Origin of the sequence: Curtobacterium oceanosedimentum (genome assembly GCF_020297365.1) — a bacterium.
Classification (GTDB): domain Bacteria; phylum Actinomycetota; class Actinomycetes; order Actinomycetales; family Microbacteriaceae; genus Curtobacterium.
Genome location: NZ_JAIXIG010000030.1, coordinates 15,028 through 31,625 on the forward strand (window position 1 = coordinate 15,028; position 16,598 = coordinate 31,625).

Genomic DNA, 16,598 nt, shown 5'->3' on the forward strand with positions numbered 1-16,598 from the left:
GGTGGATCCTTCCGGGTGGCGTTGGCGCCGTCCACGATCCAACCACCGCGGCGGCGACCGTGTACCCCGAAAGCAGGGACTCTCGGCGACTGGCTCGATGATAGTCGCCCGCGCCGGGGGCCTGCTGTCCCCCGAAGACGGACCGCCGTGGTCAGAACAGCGTCTGCGCCGCCACCGGGCGGAGGAGCCGGCGGTCGAACCCCGGATCGGCGCGTTTGAGCGGGGAGACCGTCGGCACGGACTGCTCCTGCGGGAGCGCCCGCGGCTCCGAGAACCCCATCGACCCGGTGGCCGGGTCGACGCGGCCGAGGCCGACCCCGTGCGCGGCCAGGATCGGACGGATGCGCTCGGTCAACCAGCGCCGGTAGTCCTTCGGCGCGTACGTGTTGTCGAGGTACATCGCCCGGTAACGCTGCACCAGGTCCGGGTACTCGCGACCGAGCCACTCGAACCACCACGGCTTGACGCCCGGCCGCAGGTGCAGCGCCGAGTACGTGATGCTCGTCGCGCCGGCCGCGGTGGCCCGCCCGACCGCATCGTCGAGGTGCGCCGTCGTGTCGGTGATGTACGGCAGGACGGGCATCAGGAAGACCGTGCAGTCCAGCCCGGCGTCGCGGATGGCCCGCACGGTGGCGAGCCGCGCGGCCGTCGTCGGTGTCCCCGCCTCGACGGACTGCTGCAGGCCGTCGTCGTACACGGCGATCGACATCGCCAGGTCGACCGGCACGACCTTCGCCGCCTCGACCAGCAGGGGCAGGTCACGACGGAGCAGCGTGCCCTTCGTCAGGATGCTGAAGGGCGTGCGCGACTCGGCCAGCGCCTCGATCACGCCGGGCATCAGCCGGTACCGACCCTCGGCCCGCTGGTACGGGTCGGTGTTCGTGCCGAGCGCGACCGGGTGGCGGTCCCACGTGGGCTTGCCGAGCTCGCGGCGCAGGACCTCGGCGACGTTCGTCTTCACCACGATCTGCTGGTCGAAGTCTGCGCCGCCGTCGAACTCCAGGTAGGTGTGCGTCGGCCGGGCGAAGCAGTACACGCAGGCGTGGCTGCAGCCCCGGTACGGGTTGATCGTCCACCCGTAGGTGCCGGAGCCGTCGGCGCTGGGGACCCGGTTCAGGGCGCTCTTGGCCAGGACCTCGTGGAACGTCACCCCGGCGAACTCCGGCGTCGTCACGCTCCGCACGAAGCCGCTGTTCGACTCCATGCCCGGGAGCGCGTCGTCCTGTGACGCGTCGATCGCCTGTCCACTCCACCGCATGCCGTCATTCGAACACATGTTCGAACGGGCCGCAAGCCGTGACCGGTCGTGGCGGCCGTCAGTGGTGCAACCCGAGCACCTTCGCCGTGCGCTCGAGCGTGGCGTCCGCCAGGGCCGCGTCGTCGCCGAGGTCCTGCCCGTAGGTGGGGACCATCGCGCGGACGTCGTCCTGCCAGCCGTCCCAGCGGTCCGGGAAGCACCGGCGCAGCAGGCCGAGCATGATCGGCACGGCCGTCGACGCTCCGGGCGACGCGCCGAGCAGCCCGGCGATCGACCCGTCGGCCGAGGTGATGACCTCGGTGCCGAACTGCAGCACGCCGCCCTTGTCCTTGTCCGGCTTGATCACCTGGACGCGCTGCCCGGCGGTGATGCGGTGCCAGTGCTCCGGCTGCGCGCTCGGCATGAAGTCGCGAAGCGCGTCGAACTTGGTGCGCTTCGAGGCGAGCAGCTGCCCCACCAGGTACCGCACCAGGTCGAAGTTCGAGAACGCGACACTCAGCATCGGCCGCAGGTTGTGCGGCCGGATCGACCGGAACAGGTCGAGCAGCGAGCCCTGCTTGAGGAACTTCGGGCTGAACCCGGCGTACGGCCCGAACATGAGCGAGGCACTGCCGTCGACGATGCGGGTGTCGAGGTGCGGCACCGACATCGGCGGGGCACCGACGCTCGCCTTGCCGTACACCTTGGCCGCGTGCTTCTGCACCACCTCGGGGTCGTCAGTGCGCAGGAACTCCCCCGAGACCGGGAAGCCTCCGTAGCCGCGGATCTCCGGGATGCCGGACTTCTGCAGCAGGTGCAGTGCCCCGCCGCCGGCGCCGACGAAGACGAACTTCGCGGCGATCCGCTGCGTGGAGCGACCGATCTCGTTGCGGACGTCCAGGACCCACCCCTCGGACACCTTGGACCGGCTGAGCTTCGTGACCTGGTGCGAGGGCTCGAACTCGACCCCGTCGATCTCGAGCTGGTCGAACAGCTGCCGGGTGAGCGAGCCGAAGTCGACGTCCGAACCGGCCGCCGAGTACGTCGCGGCGATCGGCTGGTCCTTCTTGCGGCCGGGGATGAGCGCGGGGGCCCACTTCCGGATCTGTTGCGGGTCGTCGGAGAACTCGATGCCGGCGAAGAGCGGGTGGTCGCGCATGGCTTCGTACCGGGCACGCATGTACGCGACGTTCGCCTCGCCCCAGACGAACGAGATGTGCGGCGTGGGGTTGATGAAGTTCGACGGCTCCGGCAGCACACCGGTCTCGACCAGGTGCGCCCAGAACTGGCGGGACACCTGGAACTGCTCGTTGACCGTGACGGCCTTCGCGATGTCGACGCGGCCGTCGGGCAGCTCGGGTGTGTAGTTCAACTCGCAGAGCGCTGAGTGACCGGTGCCGGCGTTGTTCCACGGGTTCGAGGACTCCTGCGCCACGGTGCCGAGCCGCTCGTACACCCGGATCTTCCAGCTCGGTTCGAGCCGATGGATGATCGCGCCGAGGGTGGCGCTCATGATGCCACCGCCGATCAGGACGACGTCGATGGGGTCCACCTGCTTCTCTGCCACCCGTCGATCCTACCGACGTCGGCCGACAGGCCGGTCGGCGGACGCTCCGTCGCCCGGCCGGCGGAGCACGCGCAGCCGATGCGGGACGGACGGGAGGCCCGTGGCGGTGTCGCCACGGGCCTCCCGTCTGCTGGTCGCGTCGCTGCGCTACGCGGCGACCGAACGCCGCGCGACGATCGTCTCGGCGATCTGCACCGCGTTCAACGCGGCGCCCTTCCGCAGGTTGTCGTTGCTGACGAAGAGCACCAGGCCGCGGCCCTCGGGCGCGGACTGGTCGGCACGGATGCGACCGACGAACGCCGGGTCCTGACCGGCCGCCTGCAGCGGGGTGGGGACGTCGGAGAGCTCGACGCCGGGGGCGTCCGCCAGGATCTCGGTCGCACGCTCGGGCGACAGCGGGCGCTCGAACTCGGCGTGCACCGAGATGGAGTGGCCGGTGAAGACGGGGACGCGCACGCACGTCCCCGCGACGAGCAGGTCGGGCAGCTCGAGGATCTTGCGGCTCTCGTTGCGGAGCTTCTTCTCCTCGTCGGTCTCGCCCAGGCCGTCCTCGACGATGCTGCCCGCGAGCGGCACGACGTCGAACGCGATCGGGCGCACGTACTTGACGGGCTCGGGGAAGGTCACTGCCGACCCGTCGTGGGTGAGCGCCGCGGTGTCCTGCTCGAGCGCGGCCTTCGCCTGGCCGAGCAGTTCGTCGACCCCGGCGAGCCCGGAGCCCGACACGGCCTGGTAGGTCGTGGCGACCAGGCGGCGGAGTCCGGACTCGGTGTCCAGGACCTTGAGCACCGGCATGATCGCCATCGTCGTGCAGTTCGGGTTCGCGATGATCCCCTTCGGCGCCTGGTCGATGGCGTGCGGGTTCACCTCGCTCACCACGAGGGGCACCTCGGGGTCCATGCGCCAGGCGCTGGAGTTGTCGACGACGAGTGCCCCGGCGGCGGCGAACTTCGGCGCGAGCGCCCGCGAGGCGGTGGCCCCGGCGGAGAACAGCGCGATGTCGATGCCGGACGGGTCGGCGGTCTCGGAGTCCTCGACCACGATCTGCTCGCCGCGGAACGGCAGCGTCGTGCCGGCGGACCGTGCGCTGGCGAAGAAGCGGACCCGGTCGGCCGGGAACGCGCGCTCCTCGAGCAGGCGGCGCATGACGGCGCCGACCTGGCCGGTGGCGCCGACGACGGCGACGGTGAGGGTGCTCATGCGGTGCTCCTGATCGGTGGTCGGGTCAGCGGCCGGTGCCGGCGTAGACGACGGCCTCGGCGTCGGCGTCCAGGTCGAACGCGCTGTGCACGACCCGCATCGCCTCGTTGAGGGTGTCGGCGCGCGTCACGACGGAGATCCGGATCTCCGACGTCGAGATCATCTCGATGTTGATCGACGCGTCGTGCAGGGCGCGGAAGAGCTTCGCGGAGACGCCGGCGTTCGTGCGCATGCCCGCCCCGACCAGGGCGAGCTTGCCGATCTGGTCGTCGTACTGGATGCTCTCGTACCCGATGTCGGCCTTCGCGACCTCGAGCGCGGTGAGCACCGACTGACCCTGGTCCTTCGGCAGCGTGAACGAGATGTCCGTCCGGCCGGTCGACGCCGCCGACACGTTCTGGACGATCATGTCGATGTTCGCGCCGGCACGAGCCACGTTGGTGAAGATCTCGGCGGCCTTGCCCGGCTGGTCCGGGACCCCCACGACGGTGATCTTGCCCTCGGAGAGGTCTCCGGCGATCCCGGTGATGATCGGTTCTTCCACGGTTTCCCCCTCTGCAGGGTTGTAGACGATGGTGCCCTCGGCGTTGTTGAACGAGGACCGGACGTGCAGGGTGACGCCGTGCCGCCTGGCGTACTCGACGGCGCGGATGTACAGGACCTTGGCGCCCGAGGCGGCGAGCTCGAGCATCTCCTCGCTCGTGATGCGGTCGACCTTGCGGGCCTTCGACACCACCCGCGGGTCGGCCGTGAAGATGCCGTCGACGTCGGTGTAGATCTCGCACACGTCGGCGTCGAGGGCTGCGGCGAGGGCGACGGCGGTGGTGTCCGAGCCGCCGCGGCCGAGCGTGGTGATCTCGCCCGTGGTGCGGTTGAAGCCCTGGAAGCCGGCGACGATCGCGACGTGGCCGGAGTCGAGCGCCTCGCGCACGCGCTTCGGGGTGACGTCGACGATGCGCGCCTTGCCGTGCTGGGCGTCGGTGAGCATGCCCGCCTGGCTGCCCGTGTACGACGACGCCTCGACCCCCAGGCTCTTGATCGCCATCGCGAGCAGGGCCATCGAGATGCGCTCCCCTGCAGTCAGGAGCATGTCGAGCTCACGGCCGGCGGGGATCGGCGTGACGGAGTGCGCCAGGTCGACGAGCTCGTCGGTGGTGTCGCCCATCGCCGACACCGCCACGACGACGTCGTTACCGGCCTTCTTCGTCTCGACGATCCGCTTCGCCACGCGCTTGATGCTCTCGGCGTCCGCGACGGATGAACCACCGAACTTCTGCACGATCAAGGCCACTGGCTGGTACTCCCGGGGACGGCGACACCGCGCGGTCACGCGGTGTCCCAATCGTAGAGGGTGTTCCGGGGATGTTGCGTGCGAGCGGCCCCGGACGCAAGGAAGCTGCGCGGCGCTCAGCCGCCGACCACGCGCCGCCCCTCGAAAGCCCGACCGAGCGTGACCTCGTCGGCGTACTCCAGGTCACCGCCGACGGGCAGCCCCGAGGCCAGTCGGGTGGTCCGGATCCCCATCGGCACGAGCAGCCGGCTGAGGTACGTCGCCGTGGCCTCGCCCTCGAGGTTCGGGTCGGTCGCGATGATGACCTCGTCGACCGTGCCGTCGGCCAGGCGCGTCATGAGCTGCTGGATGCGCAGGTCGTCCGGACCGATGCCGTCGATCGGGCTGATCGCGCCGCCGAGCACGTGGTACAGCCCACGGAACTCCCGGGTGCGCTCGATCGCTGCGACGTCCTTCGCCTCCTCGACCACGCAGATGACGGAGGGCGAGCGACGCGGGTCGCGGCAGATGCTGCAGCGCTCGGACTCGGTGACGTTGCCACAGACCTCGCAGAACCGCACGCGCTCCTTGACGTCGGCAAGCAGTTCGGACAGGCGCGACGGGTCGAAGGACTCGGTCTGCAGGATGTGGAACGCGATGCGCTGCGCCGACTTCGGGCCGATGCCGGGTAGGCGGCCGAACTCGTCGATGAGGTCCTGGACGATGCCGTCGTACATCAGGCGCCGTCCTCGTGCAGGGCGGTCTCCTCGATGAACTGGGCGTTGAGGATCTCACGCACCACCGCCTCGCCGTAGCGACCGGCGACCGGCGCGCGGCGCGCGGGCGGTGCGGTCCGCGGGGCAGCGGCGGCTCGCTGCTGCTGCGGTGCTGCCTGCTGCGGTGCTGTCTGCTGTGGTGCTACCTGTTGCGGTGCTGCCTGCGCGGGCTGTCGCGCCGCCGTGGGCGCTGCCGCCGGACCGCCGCGCCCGGGGTCGGGGAACGGGGCACCGTCGTCGTACGGTTCGTCGTCGAGCGGGTAGTCGTCGACGGGGACGCCCGGCGCGCCCGCTCCGACGCCGGGAGCGGCTGCCGCACCGGACGCCTGCGGTGCCGGCGTGGTGGGGCGGTCGTGCTCGGGTGCGGTCGGACCGTTGGCACCGGAGGCCGCGGGCTGGTCGGGCTGCTGGACGGGCTGCGCGGGTGCGACCGGGGCCGAGGCTGGAGCGGTGCCGAACGGGGCGGCCCAGCTCGGCTCGACGGACTCGGGCACGGCATCGGCGGTGGGGTCGCTGGCGGGGATCGTCGCGACAGCCCACTCCGTGACCGGCGCTCCCGGGGCAGCGGCGGCTGGCCCGTCGGACGCGGTGTCCGGCGTCGGAGCTGCGTCGGCGGCCGGCTGCGACGACGGTGCGGTCGCGGCCGGTGCCGATGCCGCCGGCTCCGACGACGGTGCGGTCACGGTCGGGGCGTCCGGCGTGGGGGCCGACGCCGGGGTGGCCGCGGCGCTGGCCGCGGGTGCGTCGGCCGGCTGCCGGTCTGCGACGGGGGCAGTCCCACCCGACGGCGCTGCCGGGGCGGACGGACGCTGCGGCGCGGCACTCGTCGGAGCCGGTGCCGGCGCCTGCTGCTGCTGCTGCTGCTGCTGCTGCTGCTGCTGACGCTGCTGTCCCGGCCCGCGGGCGACGAACTTCACCCGGATCCCGAGCACCTCGACGATCGCCGCGCGCAACAGCTCGCTGACGCTGGCCGACGGGTCGGACATCTCCTTGAACGAGGCGACGTCCTGCTGGCTCGGGAACGTCAGCGTCAGGACGTCGTCGCGCAGCGCGGTGACCTGCGCCGTGACGACGACCGACCAGGCGGAACGCTTGGCGTGCTGGACGTGCTCGACGATCTGCGGCCACGAGTCCCGCATCTGCTGGAACCCGACGGTGCTGACGCTCCGCACGGCCGGCTCGTCGCCGATCGTGGTGCCCTGCCCGGTCGACGATGCGCTGACCGGCTCGTCGGCGCTCGGGGTCGGGGTCGGGGCGCGCGTGGACGCCGGCGCGGCGGACGTCGACGGAGGTACGGCCGGGGCGGCCGGCTCGCTCGGGGCGACGGCGGCCCAGGACGCAGCGGCGTCACGTGCCACGGCACCGGCGTCCGGCCGGGGCGCGGTGGACTGCTCGTCGGGCTGCTCCGGCGCTGCCGACGGCGCAGCAGCAGGAGCAGCGGACGCTGCCTGCGGCACGGACTGCTCCGGTCGTGCGGAGCCGGCAGCCGTCGTCGGTGCTGCGGCCCCGGACGCCGCGGACCCGCGTGCGCCGGTCGCGGAGTCCCTGGGCGCGGCGGCCCTGGGCCCGGTGGACGCGGGTGCGGCAGCCGTCGGAGCAGCGTTGCCGTCGGCCTGGTGTCCGCCGGCGTCGCCGACACCGACGCGTCGCTCGAGCCGCTCGACGCGTGCGAGGGCGCCGCGCTGGGTGTCGTCGACCTCGGGCACGAGCATGCGCGCCGTCATGAGCTCGAGGTGCAGCCGGGGCGAGGTGGCTCCGGTCATCTCGGTGAGCGCACGGTTCGCGATGTCGGCCGCCCGGGACAGTCCGCCCGCCCCGAACACGCCGGCCTGCCGGCTCATCGTGTCGAGTTCTTCGGGCGAGACGCCCCGCAGGACCGCCGCGGCGCTCTCGTTCGTCGCCGCGACGACGATCAGGTCGCGCAACCGCTCGAGCAGGTCCTCGACGAAGCGCCGGGGGTCCTGACCGGTCTGCACGATGCGGTCGATGGCCGCGAAGGCCGACGCCGGATCGGCGACGGCCAGGGCGTCCACGACGTCGTCGAGCAGCGCGGCGTCGGTGTAGCCGAGCAGGGCGACCGCACGCTCGTAGGCGATCGCGCCGTCCTCACTGCCGGCCATCAGCTGGTCGAGCAGGGACAGGGTGTCGCGGACGGAACCGCCGCCGGCACGGACGACCAGCGGCAGGACCCCCGGCGCCACCGACACCGACTCCTGCGTGCACAGCTGCTCGACGTACTCGAGCATCGCGGCCGGCGGCACCAGACGGAACGGGTAGTGGTGGGTGCGCGACCGGATGGTGCCGATGACCTTCTCGGGCTCGGTCGTCGCGAAGATGAACTTGACGTGCTCCGGCGGCTCCTCGACCAGCTTGAGCAGCGCGTTGAACCCCTGGGGCGTCACCATGTGCGCCTCGTCGAGGATGAAGATCTTGTAGCGGTCACGAGCGGGCGCGAAGACCGCCCGGTCGCGCAGGTCGCGCGCGTCGTCGACACCGTTGTGGCTGGCGGCGTCGATCTCGATCACGTCGAGCGACCCGCTGCCGTCGCGGGCGAGCTCCACGCAGCTCGGGCAGACACCGCACGGGGTGTCGGTCGGGCCCTCGGCACAGTTGAGGCAGCGCGCGAGGATGCGGGCCGACGTCGTCTTGCCGCAGCCGCGCGGGCCGCTGAACAGGTAGGCGTGGTTCACGCGGTTGGTCCGGAGCGCCGTGCGCAGCGGGTCGGTGACCTGCGACTGCCCGATCAGCTCGGCGAAGTTCTCGGGCCGGTAACGGCGATACAGGGCGGTGACCACGCGACAAGGGTAGCCGCCGCGACCGACAACCCGCGTGCCCGTCCACAGGGGGCACCGCCGGGCCGGACCGCCCGTCGGCGGCGAGCCGGGCGCACGGACGGCACCGCGCCTCCGGTCCGTCTCGACGACGGGCCGGAGGCGCGGTGCGTGACGCGCTGCGGACTCAGCCGCGCGTTCGGCGGCGGACCCCGCGGGCCAGGCGGGAGAGGCCCAGCAGCAGGAACCCGAGCACCACGAGCGCGCCCGCGGAGCCGGCGATCGGCGCGATGTCGGCGCCCGTGAAGGCGAGGTCACCGCTGCCCGGACCCGTCCCGGTGCCGTTGCCGGCCCCGGCCCCGCCGCCGACCCCCGGTGCGCCGGGCGTTCCCGGCGTCCCCGGCAGGCCGGGCGTTCCCGGCGTACCGGGCGTGCCCGGCGCCTCCGGGTCGGCGGTGTCGGCCATGACGACGACGCGGACCATCTGCGCCCGTGAGGTCGCCCCGTCCACGGTCTGGGTCACCCGCAGCACGTGCTCGCCGACCGGCAGCCAGACCATGACGGACCACTCGCCGGACGCGTCGGCCGTGGTCACGACGCCGTCGCGACCCATCGGGACGACCGTGACGGTCGCTCCGGGCTCGGCGGTCCCCGTGATCATCCACTCGACCCCGCCGTCGTCGCCCGCCATCTGCCGCTCGCCCGGGGTGGGCGAGGTGACTGCGAGCGGTTCGACGGCGTCGACCACGATCGGCACCGCCGGTGCGGCCGACGTCGTGCCGTTGACGGACTGGGTGGCGCGGATCGTCCACTCGCCCTCGGGCACCCGGTCGAAGGTGACGCTCCAGTCGCCCTCCGCGTCCGCGGTGGTGGTGCGCACCTGTCCGGTCGACAGCGTGACCGTGACGGCCGCCCCGGGGGTCGCCTGTCCCGTCACCGTGAACGAGCCGGTGTCGCCGAAGCCGTCGGCCGGGATGAGCTCCCCGGCCTCGGGGCTGGTGACGGTGATGTCCGTCACGTCGGCCGCCACCACGGTGATGTCGGTGGTCACCGGGTCGGAAGTCCGCCCGCCGACCGTCTGCGTGACCGACACCGAGTGGTCGCCCACCGGGACGCCGCCGACCGTGACCGTCCACGAGCCGTCGTCGCCGGCCGTCGTCGTGGCCGTGCGGCCGTCGACGTCCACCCGCACCGCGGCGCCGGGCTCGGCCGTGCCGCTCACCGGCACCGACGTGGTCGATCCGGTGGTCGGGAAGCGCTGCCCGTCGGTCGGGGTGGTGACCGTGACCGGTGCGACGGCCTCGACCCGGAAGCCGACCTCCGGAGCCTCGGTCGTGTCACCCGCCACCGTCTGGCTGGCGGCGATGGTGTGGGCGCCCTCGGCGACGTCCTCGACGGTCACGGCCCATGCGCCGTCGCCGTCCGCGGTCGTGGTGACCGCGCGGCCGCCGTCGATGCGGACGCTGACCGCTGCGTCGGGTGCGGCGGTGCCGACCACGCGCACGTCGGTCGTCCCGCCGAGCACCCGGTAGACCGTGCCGTCCGCCGGGGCGGTGACGACGATCGCATCCTCGGCGGCCACCGCGACGGTGACGTCGCGCTCGACCGGGTCGGACGTGGTGCCGTTCACCACCTGCTCGACGGTGAGCGTGTGCTCGCCCTCGGGAACGGTGACGCTGGTCTCCCAGCGGCCGTCGGGGCCGACACGCACCGTGATCGGGTCGCCGTCGTCGACGACGACGCGGACGGTCGCACCGGGCTGTCCCTCGCCGCCGACCGGCACCGTCGCGCTCGACTCGGTGCTCGGCACCGTGAAGGTGGTGTCGTCCGCCGGGGCGGTCACCGTCAGCGCTGCCCCCGGAGCCACGGTCACGGTCGTGCGGACCGGGCTCGAGGTCGAGCCGTCCACCGTCTGGGTGGCCCGGACGACGTGCTCGCCCACCGTGGTGCCCGGCAGGTCGACGCTCCAGGTGCCGGCGTCCGTCGCCGTCACGGTCACGGGGTCGCCCCCGTCGACCGTGACCCGGACCTCGGCACCCGGCTCCGCCGCACCGGCGGCGGTGAGCGTCAGGACCGAGTCGGCCTGCGCGACGCGCACCGTCGACCCGTCCGCCGGGGTGGCGATCGTGATCGGGTCGGCGACGAGGACGCGGACGCCCACGGTCACCGGCGCGGACTCGGTGTCGCCGACGCGCTGCGTGACGCTCACCGTGGTGGTGCCGGCCGGGACGCCGGGGACGCTGACGTCCCAGTCGCCGCCGTCGTCCGCGGTGGTCGTCTCGGTGCGGCCGCCACCGAGGTCGACGACGATCGTCGCCCCGGGCTCCGCGGTGCCCGCCACGTCCACCGTCGTGGTGGCGTCGCGGTCGGCGACCGTGTACTGCTGGCCGGCCGTCGGCTCGGTGACCCGGACGGGCGCGCCCGCCTCGACCACGAACGTGGTCTCGGCCGGGACGGTCGAGGTCGACCCGTCGACCGTCTGCGTCACCTCGACCGTGTGCTCGCCGACGCCGAGGTCGGGGACCCGGACGCTCCACGAGCCGTCGTCACCGGCGGTCACCTCGACGGGGTCGCGGTCGTCGACCGTGACCGACACCGTGGCACCGGGCTGGGCGTCGCCGGCGACCGTCACGGTCGTCGTGGCGTCGTCGTCGGCGACCGTGATCGGGTCGTCGCCGGGCTCGCGGATCGTGAGCGCCGCGGCCGCCACCACGGACACCGGTCGCTCGACCGCTGCGCTCGTGGTGTCGTTCAGCGACTGCGTCACCGAGGCCGTGTACGAGCCGGTCGGCACGTCCTCGACCGTCGTCGCCCAGCGGCCGTCGTCGCTCACCGTCGCCGTGGCGGTCCCGCCGTCGCCGAGGTCGACCGTGACGGTCGCGCCCGGCTCCGCGGTGCCCCGGAAGTCGACGTCGGTGGTGGCGTCGTCGTCCGCCACCGTGACGGTGGTGGCACCCCGCGGGGTGGACACGACGAGCGGAGCGCCCGCGCGGACCGACACCGCAGCCGTGACCGGCGTCGACGGCTGGCCGTCGACGACCTGCGTCGCGGTGACTCGGTGGTCGCCGACCGGGACGTCCTGGAACGTGGTGGTCCACCGGCCGTCCTCGTCGGCCGTCACCGTCTCGGTCGCACCGGTCGAGAGCCGCACCGTCACCTCGGCGTCGGGCTGCGCCCGACCGCTCGCCACGACGTCGGCCGTGCCGGCCGTGTCCGCGACGGTCAGGACGTCGCCGTCCTCCGGGGTCGCGATGGTGAGCGCGTCCGCCGCCCGCACCGTGACGGTCTGCTCCGGACTGGAGGCGGTGGTCCCGCCGACCGTCTGGCTGGCGGTCAGCGTCGGGGTGCCGACACCGACCCCGCCGAACGTGACCGTCCAGTCACCCTCGGCGTCCGCGGTGGTGGTCAGCTCGTCGTCGCCGAGCCGCACCGTGACCGGGGCGCCCGGCTCCGCCGCGCCGGAGACCACGACGTCGCGCGTCGCGTCACCGTCCGGCACGAGCAGGACCACGTCGGCCTCGGGCGCCGTGATCGTCACGGCGTCGGCCGCCGCGATCGTGACGGTGCGCTCGACCGGGTCGGAGGTCCGCGGGTCGGAGACGGTGCCGGCCAGGGTCTGGGTGACCGCGATCTGGTGCACGTCGACCCCGAGGTCGGGGAACGTGACCGACCACGTGCCGTCCGCGCGGACCGTCGTCTCCTGGTCGTCGGCCCCGGCGAGGGTCGCGGTCACCGTGGCGCCGGGCTGGCCGGTGCCGGTGATGGTGAGATCACGTTCGACGTCCGGGCCGGCGACCGTGATCGGGTCGGTGTCCGGGCCGGTGATCGTCAGGGCGTTCGCCACGACGACCTCGATGGCGACCGGGACGGCGCTCGTCACGACGTCCTCGACCTGCTGGCTCGCCGTCACCGTGTACACGCCGGTCGGGGCCAGGCCGGTCGCGTCGACCGCCCACTTCCCCTCGGCGTCCGCGGTGGTGGGGAACTGCGTACCGGGGCCGACCGAGACGCGCACGTCGGCGCCCGGTTCGGCGGTGCCGGTGATCCGGACCGTGGCGGTCGCGTCCTCGTCGACCACGACGAAGCGTGCGCCGCTCGCCGGGGTGTCGATGACGATCGCGTTGCCGGGCACCACGGTGAAGGCACGCGTGACGACCGGGCCGTCGGTGCCGTTCACGGTCTGCACGGCCTCGACGGTGTGCTCGCCGATGCCGAGCTGCGTGGTCGGCAGCTCCCAGTTGCCGGCGGTGTCCGCCGTCACGTCGACCGGGTCGGCGTCGTCGATGGTCACGGCGACGTCCGCACCGGGTTCCGCCGTGCCGCGGACGACCACGTTGGCCTGCCCACCGGTGCCCGCTGGCACCTCCTGCGCGTCGCCCGGGGCCACGATCACCAGGTCGTCGCCGGCTTCGACCGTGAAGTCGCGGTCGACCGGGGTCGAGGTCGCGCCGTCGACGGTCTGGGTCACGGTCGCCGTGTGCTCGCCGGTCCCGACGCCCTCGAGGACGACCGACCAGTTGCCCTGCGGGGTGACCGTCGTGGTGACCGCGTCGCCCTCGTCGAGGACGACCGCGACCTGCGCACCCGGCTCGGCGGTGCCACGCACGGTGACGTCGAGCGCGGAGTCGTCGGTCGCGACCGTGAGCGTGTCGTCCTGGTCCGGCGCGGTGACGGCGAGCGGTGCGCCCGCCTGCACCGTGACGACCTGGCGGAGCTCCGGCGAGGTGGTCCCGCCGACCGTCTGCGTCGCGGTGATCGTGTACCGACCGACCGGGACGTCGGTGACGGTCAGCGTCCAGGTGCCGTCGGCGTCGGCCGTCGTGGTGGCGGTCAGCCCGTCGCCGAGCGAGACCCGCACCTCGGCGTCGGCTTCGGCCGTGCCGGCCAGGTCGAGGTCGGTGGTGGTGTCGGCATCGAGGACGGTGACCACGTCGCCGGCGTCGGGCGAGGTGATCGCGAGCGGGTCGCCCGCCTCGACGGTGAAGGTGGTCTCGACCGGGCCGGACGTGGTGCCGTCGACGCTCTGACGCGCCGTGACGGTGCGCTCCCCGACCGGGACGTCGGCGAAGGTCGTCGTCCAGGCGCCGTCCTCGTCGGCGGTCACCGCGGCGGCGAAGGAACCACCGATGTCGATGGTGACCCGGGCGTTCGGAGCGGCCGTCCCGGACACCGTCACCGGCGTCGTCGCGGTCTCGTCGGCGACGGTGATGGTGCTGCCGTCCGCCGGCTCGTCGATCGTGAGCGCAGGGGCCGCGGTCACGGTGAGGTCCCGGGTGACCGGGGCGCTCGTGGTGCCGCCGACGGTCTGGGTGACGTCGGCCGAGTACTCGCCGGCCGGGACGTCCGTGACGCTGGTGGACCAGGTGCCGTCGGCGTTCGCCCGGGTGGTGGCCGTCAGCCCGTCACCGAGGTCGACGTCGACCCGCGCCCCGGGCTGGGCGCTGCCGGCGAAGGGCACGGAGCGCGTGTCCGCCGCGAGCGGGAAGTCCTGGTCGGCGGTGGGGGTGTCGACGGTGAGTCTTGCCGCTGCGACGACCCGGAAGTCCCGGGTCACGGGGGCGGAGGTCGAGTCACCGACGGTCTGCGTCACGCTGGCCGTCCGGTCGCCCAGGGGGACCTCCGGGACGGTGACGCTCCACGCACCGGTCTCGTCCGCGGTGCCCGTCGCGGTCACGCCGTCGCCGAGGTCGACGCTGATGGTCGCGTTCGCGGTCGCCGTGCCGGTCAGGGTGACCGGGGCGGTCTCCCCCGTCGTGGTGAAGGTCTGGCCGGTCGTGGGGCTGGTGACGGTCAGCGCACGCTGGGCGACGACGGAGAAGTCCTGCGTCGCGGTGCCGGCCGCGGTGGCGCCGACCGTCTGGGTCGCGGTCGCGGTGTACTCGCCGGTGGGGACGTCCGCGATGGTCGTCGTCCAGGTCCCGTCGGCTCCGACGGTCGCCGTGCCGGTCCGGTCGTCGCCGAGGCGCACGACGACGGTGGCGCCGGGCTCACCGGCACCGCGGACGACGATGCTGCGGGTGGCGTCGGCCGAGGGCACGGTGAACTGCTGCCCCGCGGTCGGCGCCGTGATGGTCGGGGCCGCGAAGGCCGTGGCCCGCACCGTCGAGGTCGCGAGGTCCACGGTGGCGGCGTCCGCCCCGGGCAGCACCGAGAGTCGCAGGGCGTGCACGCTCCGCGATCCGGTGTCGGTCCCGCGGGGGTCACGGAAGCCGACGGTGTCCTGCGCGTTGACGGTGAGGTCGATCACCTGGCGGAGCAGCAGGACCACCGGGCTGAGCAGCCTCGAGACCGCCGAGGTCGTGGCGGTCAGCGTCGTGCCGAGCTCCGTCAGCGCGGTCCCGGAGACGAGCGGCCGCACGGTGTCCTGCAGCGCCGGGATGACGATGGAGTTGACCGCCGGGGCGAGCAGCGTGCCCAGCGCGGCGAGTCCGAGCGGACCACCCGTCGCAGTGACGGTGGCGCGGGCCGGCGACGTCCCGGCGAGGGCGCCGAGCGTGGTGTCCGCCCGGAGCGCGAGACCCGCGAGCGGCAGTCCGGCCGCGGTGACGTTCGCGGTCACGTTCACGCGCACGGCCGTCGAGTTCACCGTGTCGACGACCGCGGTCTGCAGTGCCGTCGGGAGCTGGGTGCCGAGGATCGTCGTGATGCTCCGGTTGATCGAGCTCACGGCTGCCTCGGTGAGCACCGGTGTGTTGGCCGGCTGACCGTTGAGCGTGGTGAGGCGGTCGAGGTCGACCGAGATCGCGCCCGTCGCCGGGGTGATCGTCACCGCTCCGTCCGTCAGCGGCTGCTGCAGCACACGGGTCAGCGTGTCGTCGAGGTTCAGGTCGACGGTGGCGGTGACGTTCGTCCCGTTGACGGTCACCAGACCGAGGCTCGTCGTCCGGAGCAGCCGCTGGATCTCGGCGGTCAACGCCGTGGTCGTGCCGGAGAGCGCGCCGTCCGCACCGACCGCCGAGTTCACGGTGCCCGAGAAGGTCCGCAGGTCGTTCCGCAGCGCGGTGGAGAGCCCGGCGACGGCGGGGCTCGTCAGGTCGAGCGTCGCACCTGCGATCCGGTAGTCGCTCGTCGTGCTGACCTCGGTGCCGCGCGTCGCCTGGATACGGGACGCCAGTGCGCCGATGCGCAGCTGCGAGGTGGAGAGCACCGTGGTGTCGGCTCCGACCCGCGAGAACAGCGGGGCGAGGTCGAGCGTGGCGGCACCGGTGCCGGCCCCTGTGCCGACACCGATGCCGCCGTCGTTCGTCAGCAGACCGGAGGACGCCGTCGCCCCGTTCGCCGAGGTCGTGGCGTACTGGCCGTCGACGCCCAGGGTGAGGATGCCGTTCGCCCCGAGCAGGTCGACGTCGTTGCCCAGGTCCACCCCCACCGTCTCGAGGGCCGTCAGGTTGAGCGGCTGGGCGGTGGTCCCGCCGCCCGAGGTCGCGCCGCGGGCCGAGTAGGCCCCGCCGAGCTGGGCGATCGCGTCGGCGTCGACGATGCCGGAACCGCTGAGCAGCAGCCCCTCGGCCTCGGCGACGTCGGTGGGGGCGGCCGCCGCGGGTTGGATCGCCACGGTGGCGGCGACGAGCGCCGTCACCGTGGCGACGACGCCGCCGCGCAGCAGGAGACGCCGTCCGTTCGGTGCTCGTCGTCGAGCTCCTCGGTCGGCACCGGTGGTCCGTCGTTCCTGGTCGTACGCTGCGGCGGGTACGCGGGTACCGAGCAGCGACGCAAGCCTGCGCATGCGCGTCTCTTTCCTGGCGGGCACGCCCGCCACCTGATCCTCGGAACTCCC

General features: G+C 73.4%; 7 protein-coding genes. All 7 read right to left on the minus strand.

Annotated elements, in window-relative coordinates; genetic code table 11:
• Positions 1-151: 151 nt before the first annotated feature.
• Complete coding sequence (locus LEL83_RS13235; protein WP_225559164.1) at positions 152-1,258, minus strand: Rv2578c family radical SAM protein; 1,107 nt, start codon at positions 1,256-1,258, stop codon at positions 152-154.
• Positions 1,259-1,316: 58 nt separating this feature from the next.
• On the minus strand, positions 1,317-2,804 hold the full coding sequence (locus tag LEL83_RS13240) for a malate:quinone oxidoreductase (RefSeq protein ID WP_225559165.1): 1,488 nt from the start codon (positions 2,802-2,804) through the stop codon (positions 1,317-1,319).
• Positions 2,805-2,951: 147 nt separating this feature from the next.
• The gene (locus LEL83_RS13245; RefSeq protein WP_225559166.1) at positions 2,952-4,004 is read right to left on the minus strand and encodes an aspartate-semialdehyde dehydrogenase; all 1,053 of its coding nucleotides are present in this window, start codon (positions 4,002-4,004) and stop codon (positions 2,952-2,954) included.
• A gap of 25 nt (positions 4,005-4,029) precedes the next feature.
• Positions 4,030-5,295, minus strand: a complete 1,266-nt coding sequence (locus tag LEL83_RS13250; protein WP_198656341.1) for an aspartate kinase — start codon at positions 5,293-5,295, stop codon at positions 4,030-4,032.
• Positions 5,296-5,411: 116 nt separating this feature from the next.
• Positions 5,412-6,011, minus strand: a complete 600-nt coding sequence (recR, locus tag LEL83_RS13255; RefSeq protein ID WP_198656342.1) for a recombination mediator RecR — start codon at positions 6,009-6,011, stop codon at positions 5,412-5,414.
• On the minus strand, positions 6,011-8,845 hold the full coding sequence (locus LEL83_RS13260) for a DNA polymerase III subunit gamma and tau (protein WP_225559167.1): 2,835 nt from the start codon (positions 8,843-8,845) through the stop codon (positions 6,011-6,013). Before LEL83_RS13260 ends, recR begins: the two co-directional genes overlap by 1 nt.
• A gap of 163 nt (positions 8,846-9,008) precedes the next feature.
• Positions 9,009-16,547, minus strand: a complete 7,539-nt coding sequence (locus LEL83_RS13265; RefSeq protein WP_225559168.1) for a choice-of-anchor G family protein — start codon at positions 16,545-16,547, stop codon at positions 9,009-9,011.
• Between the last annotated feature and the right edge of the window lie 51 nt (positions 16,548-16,598).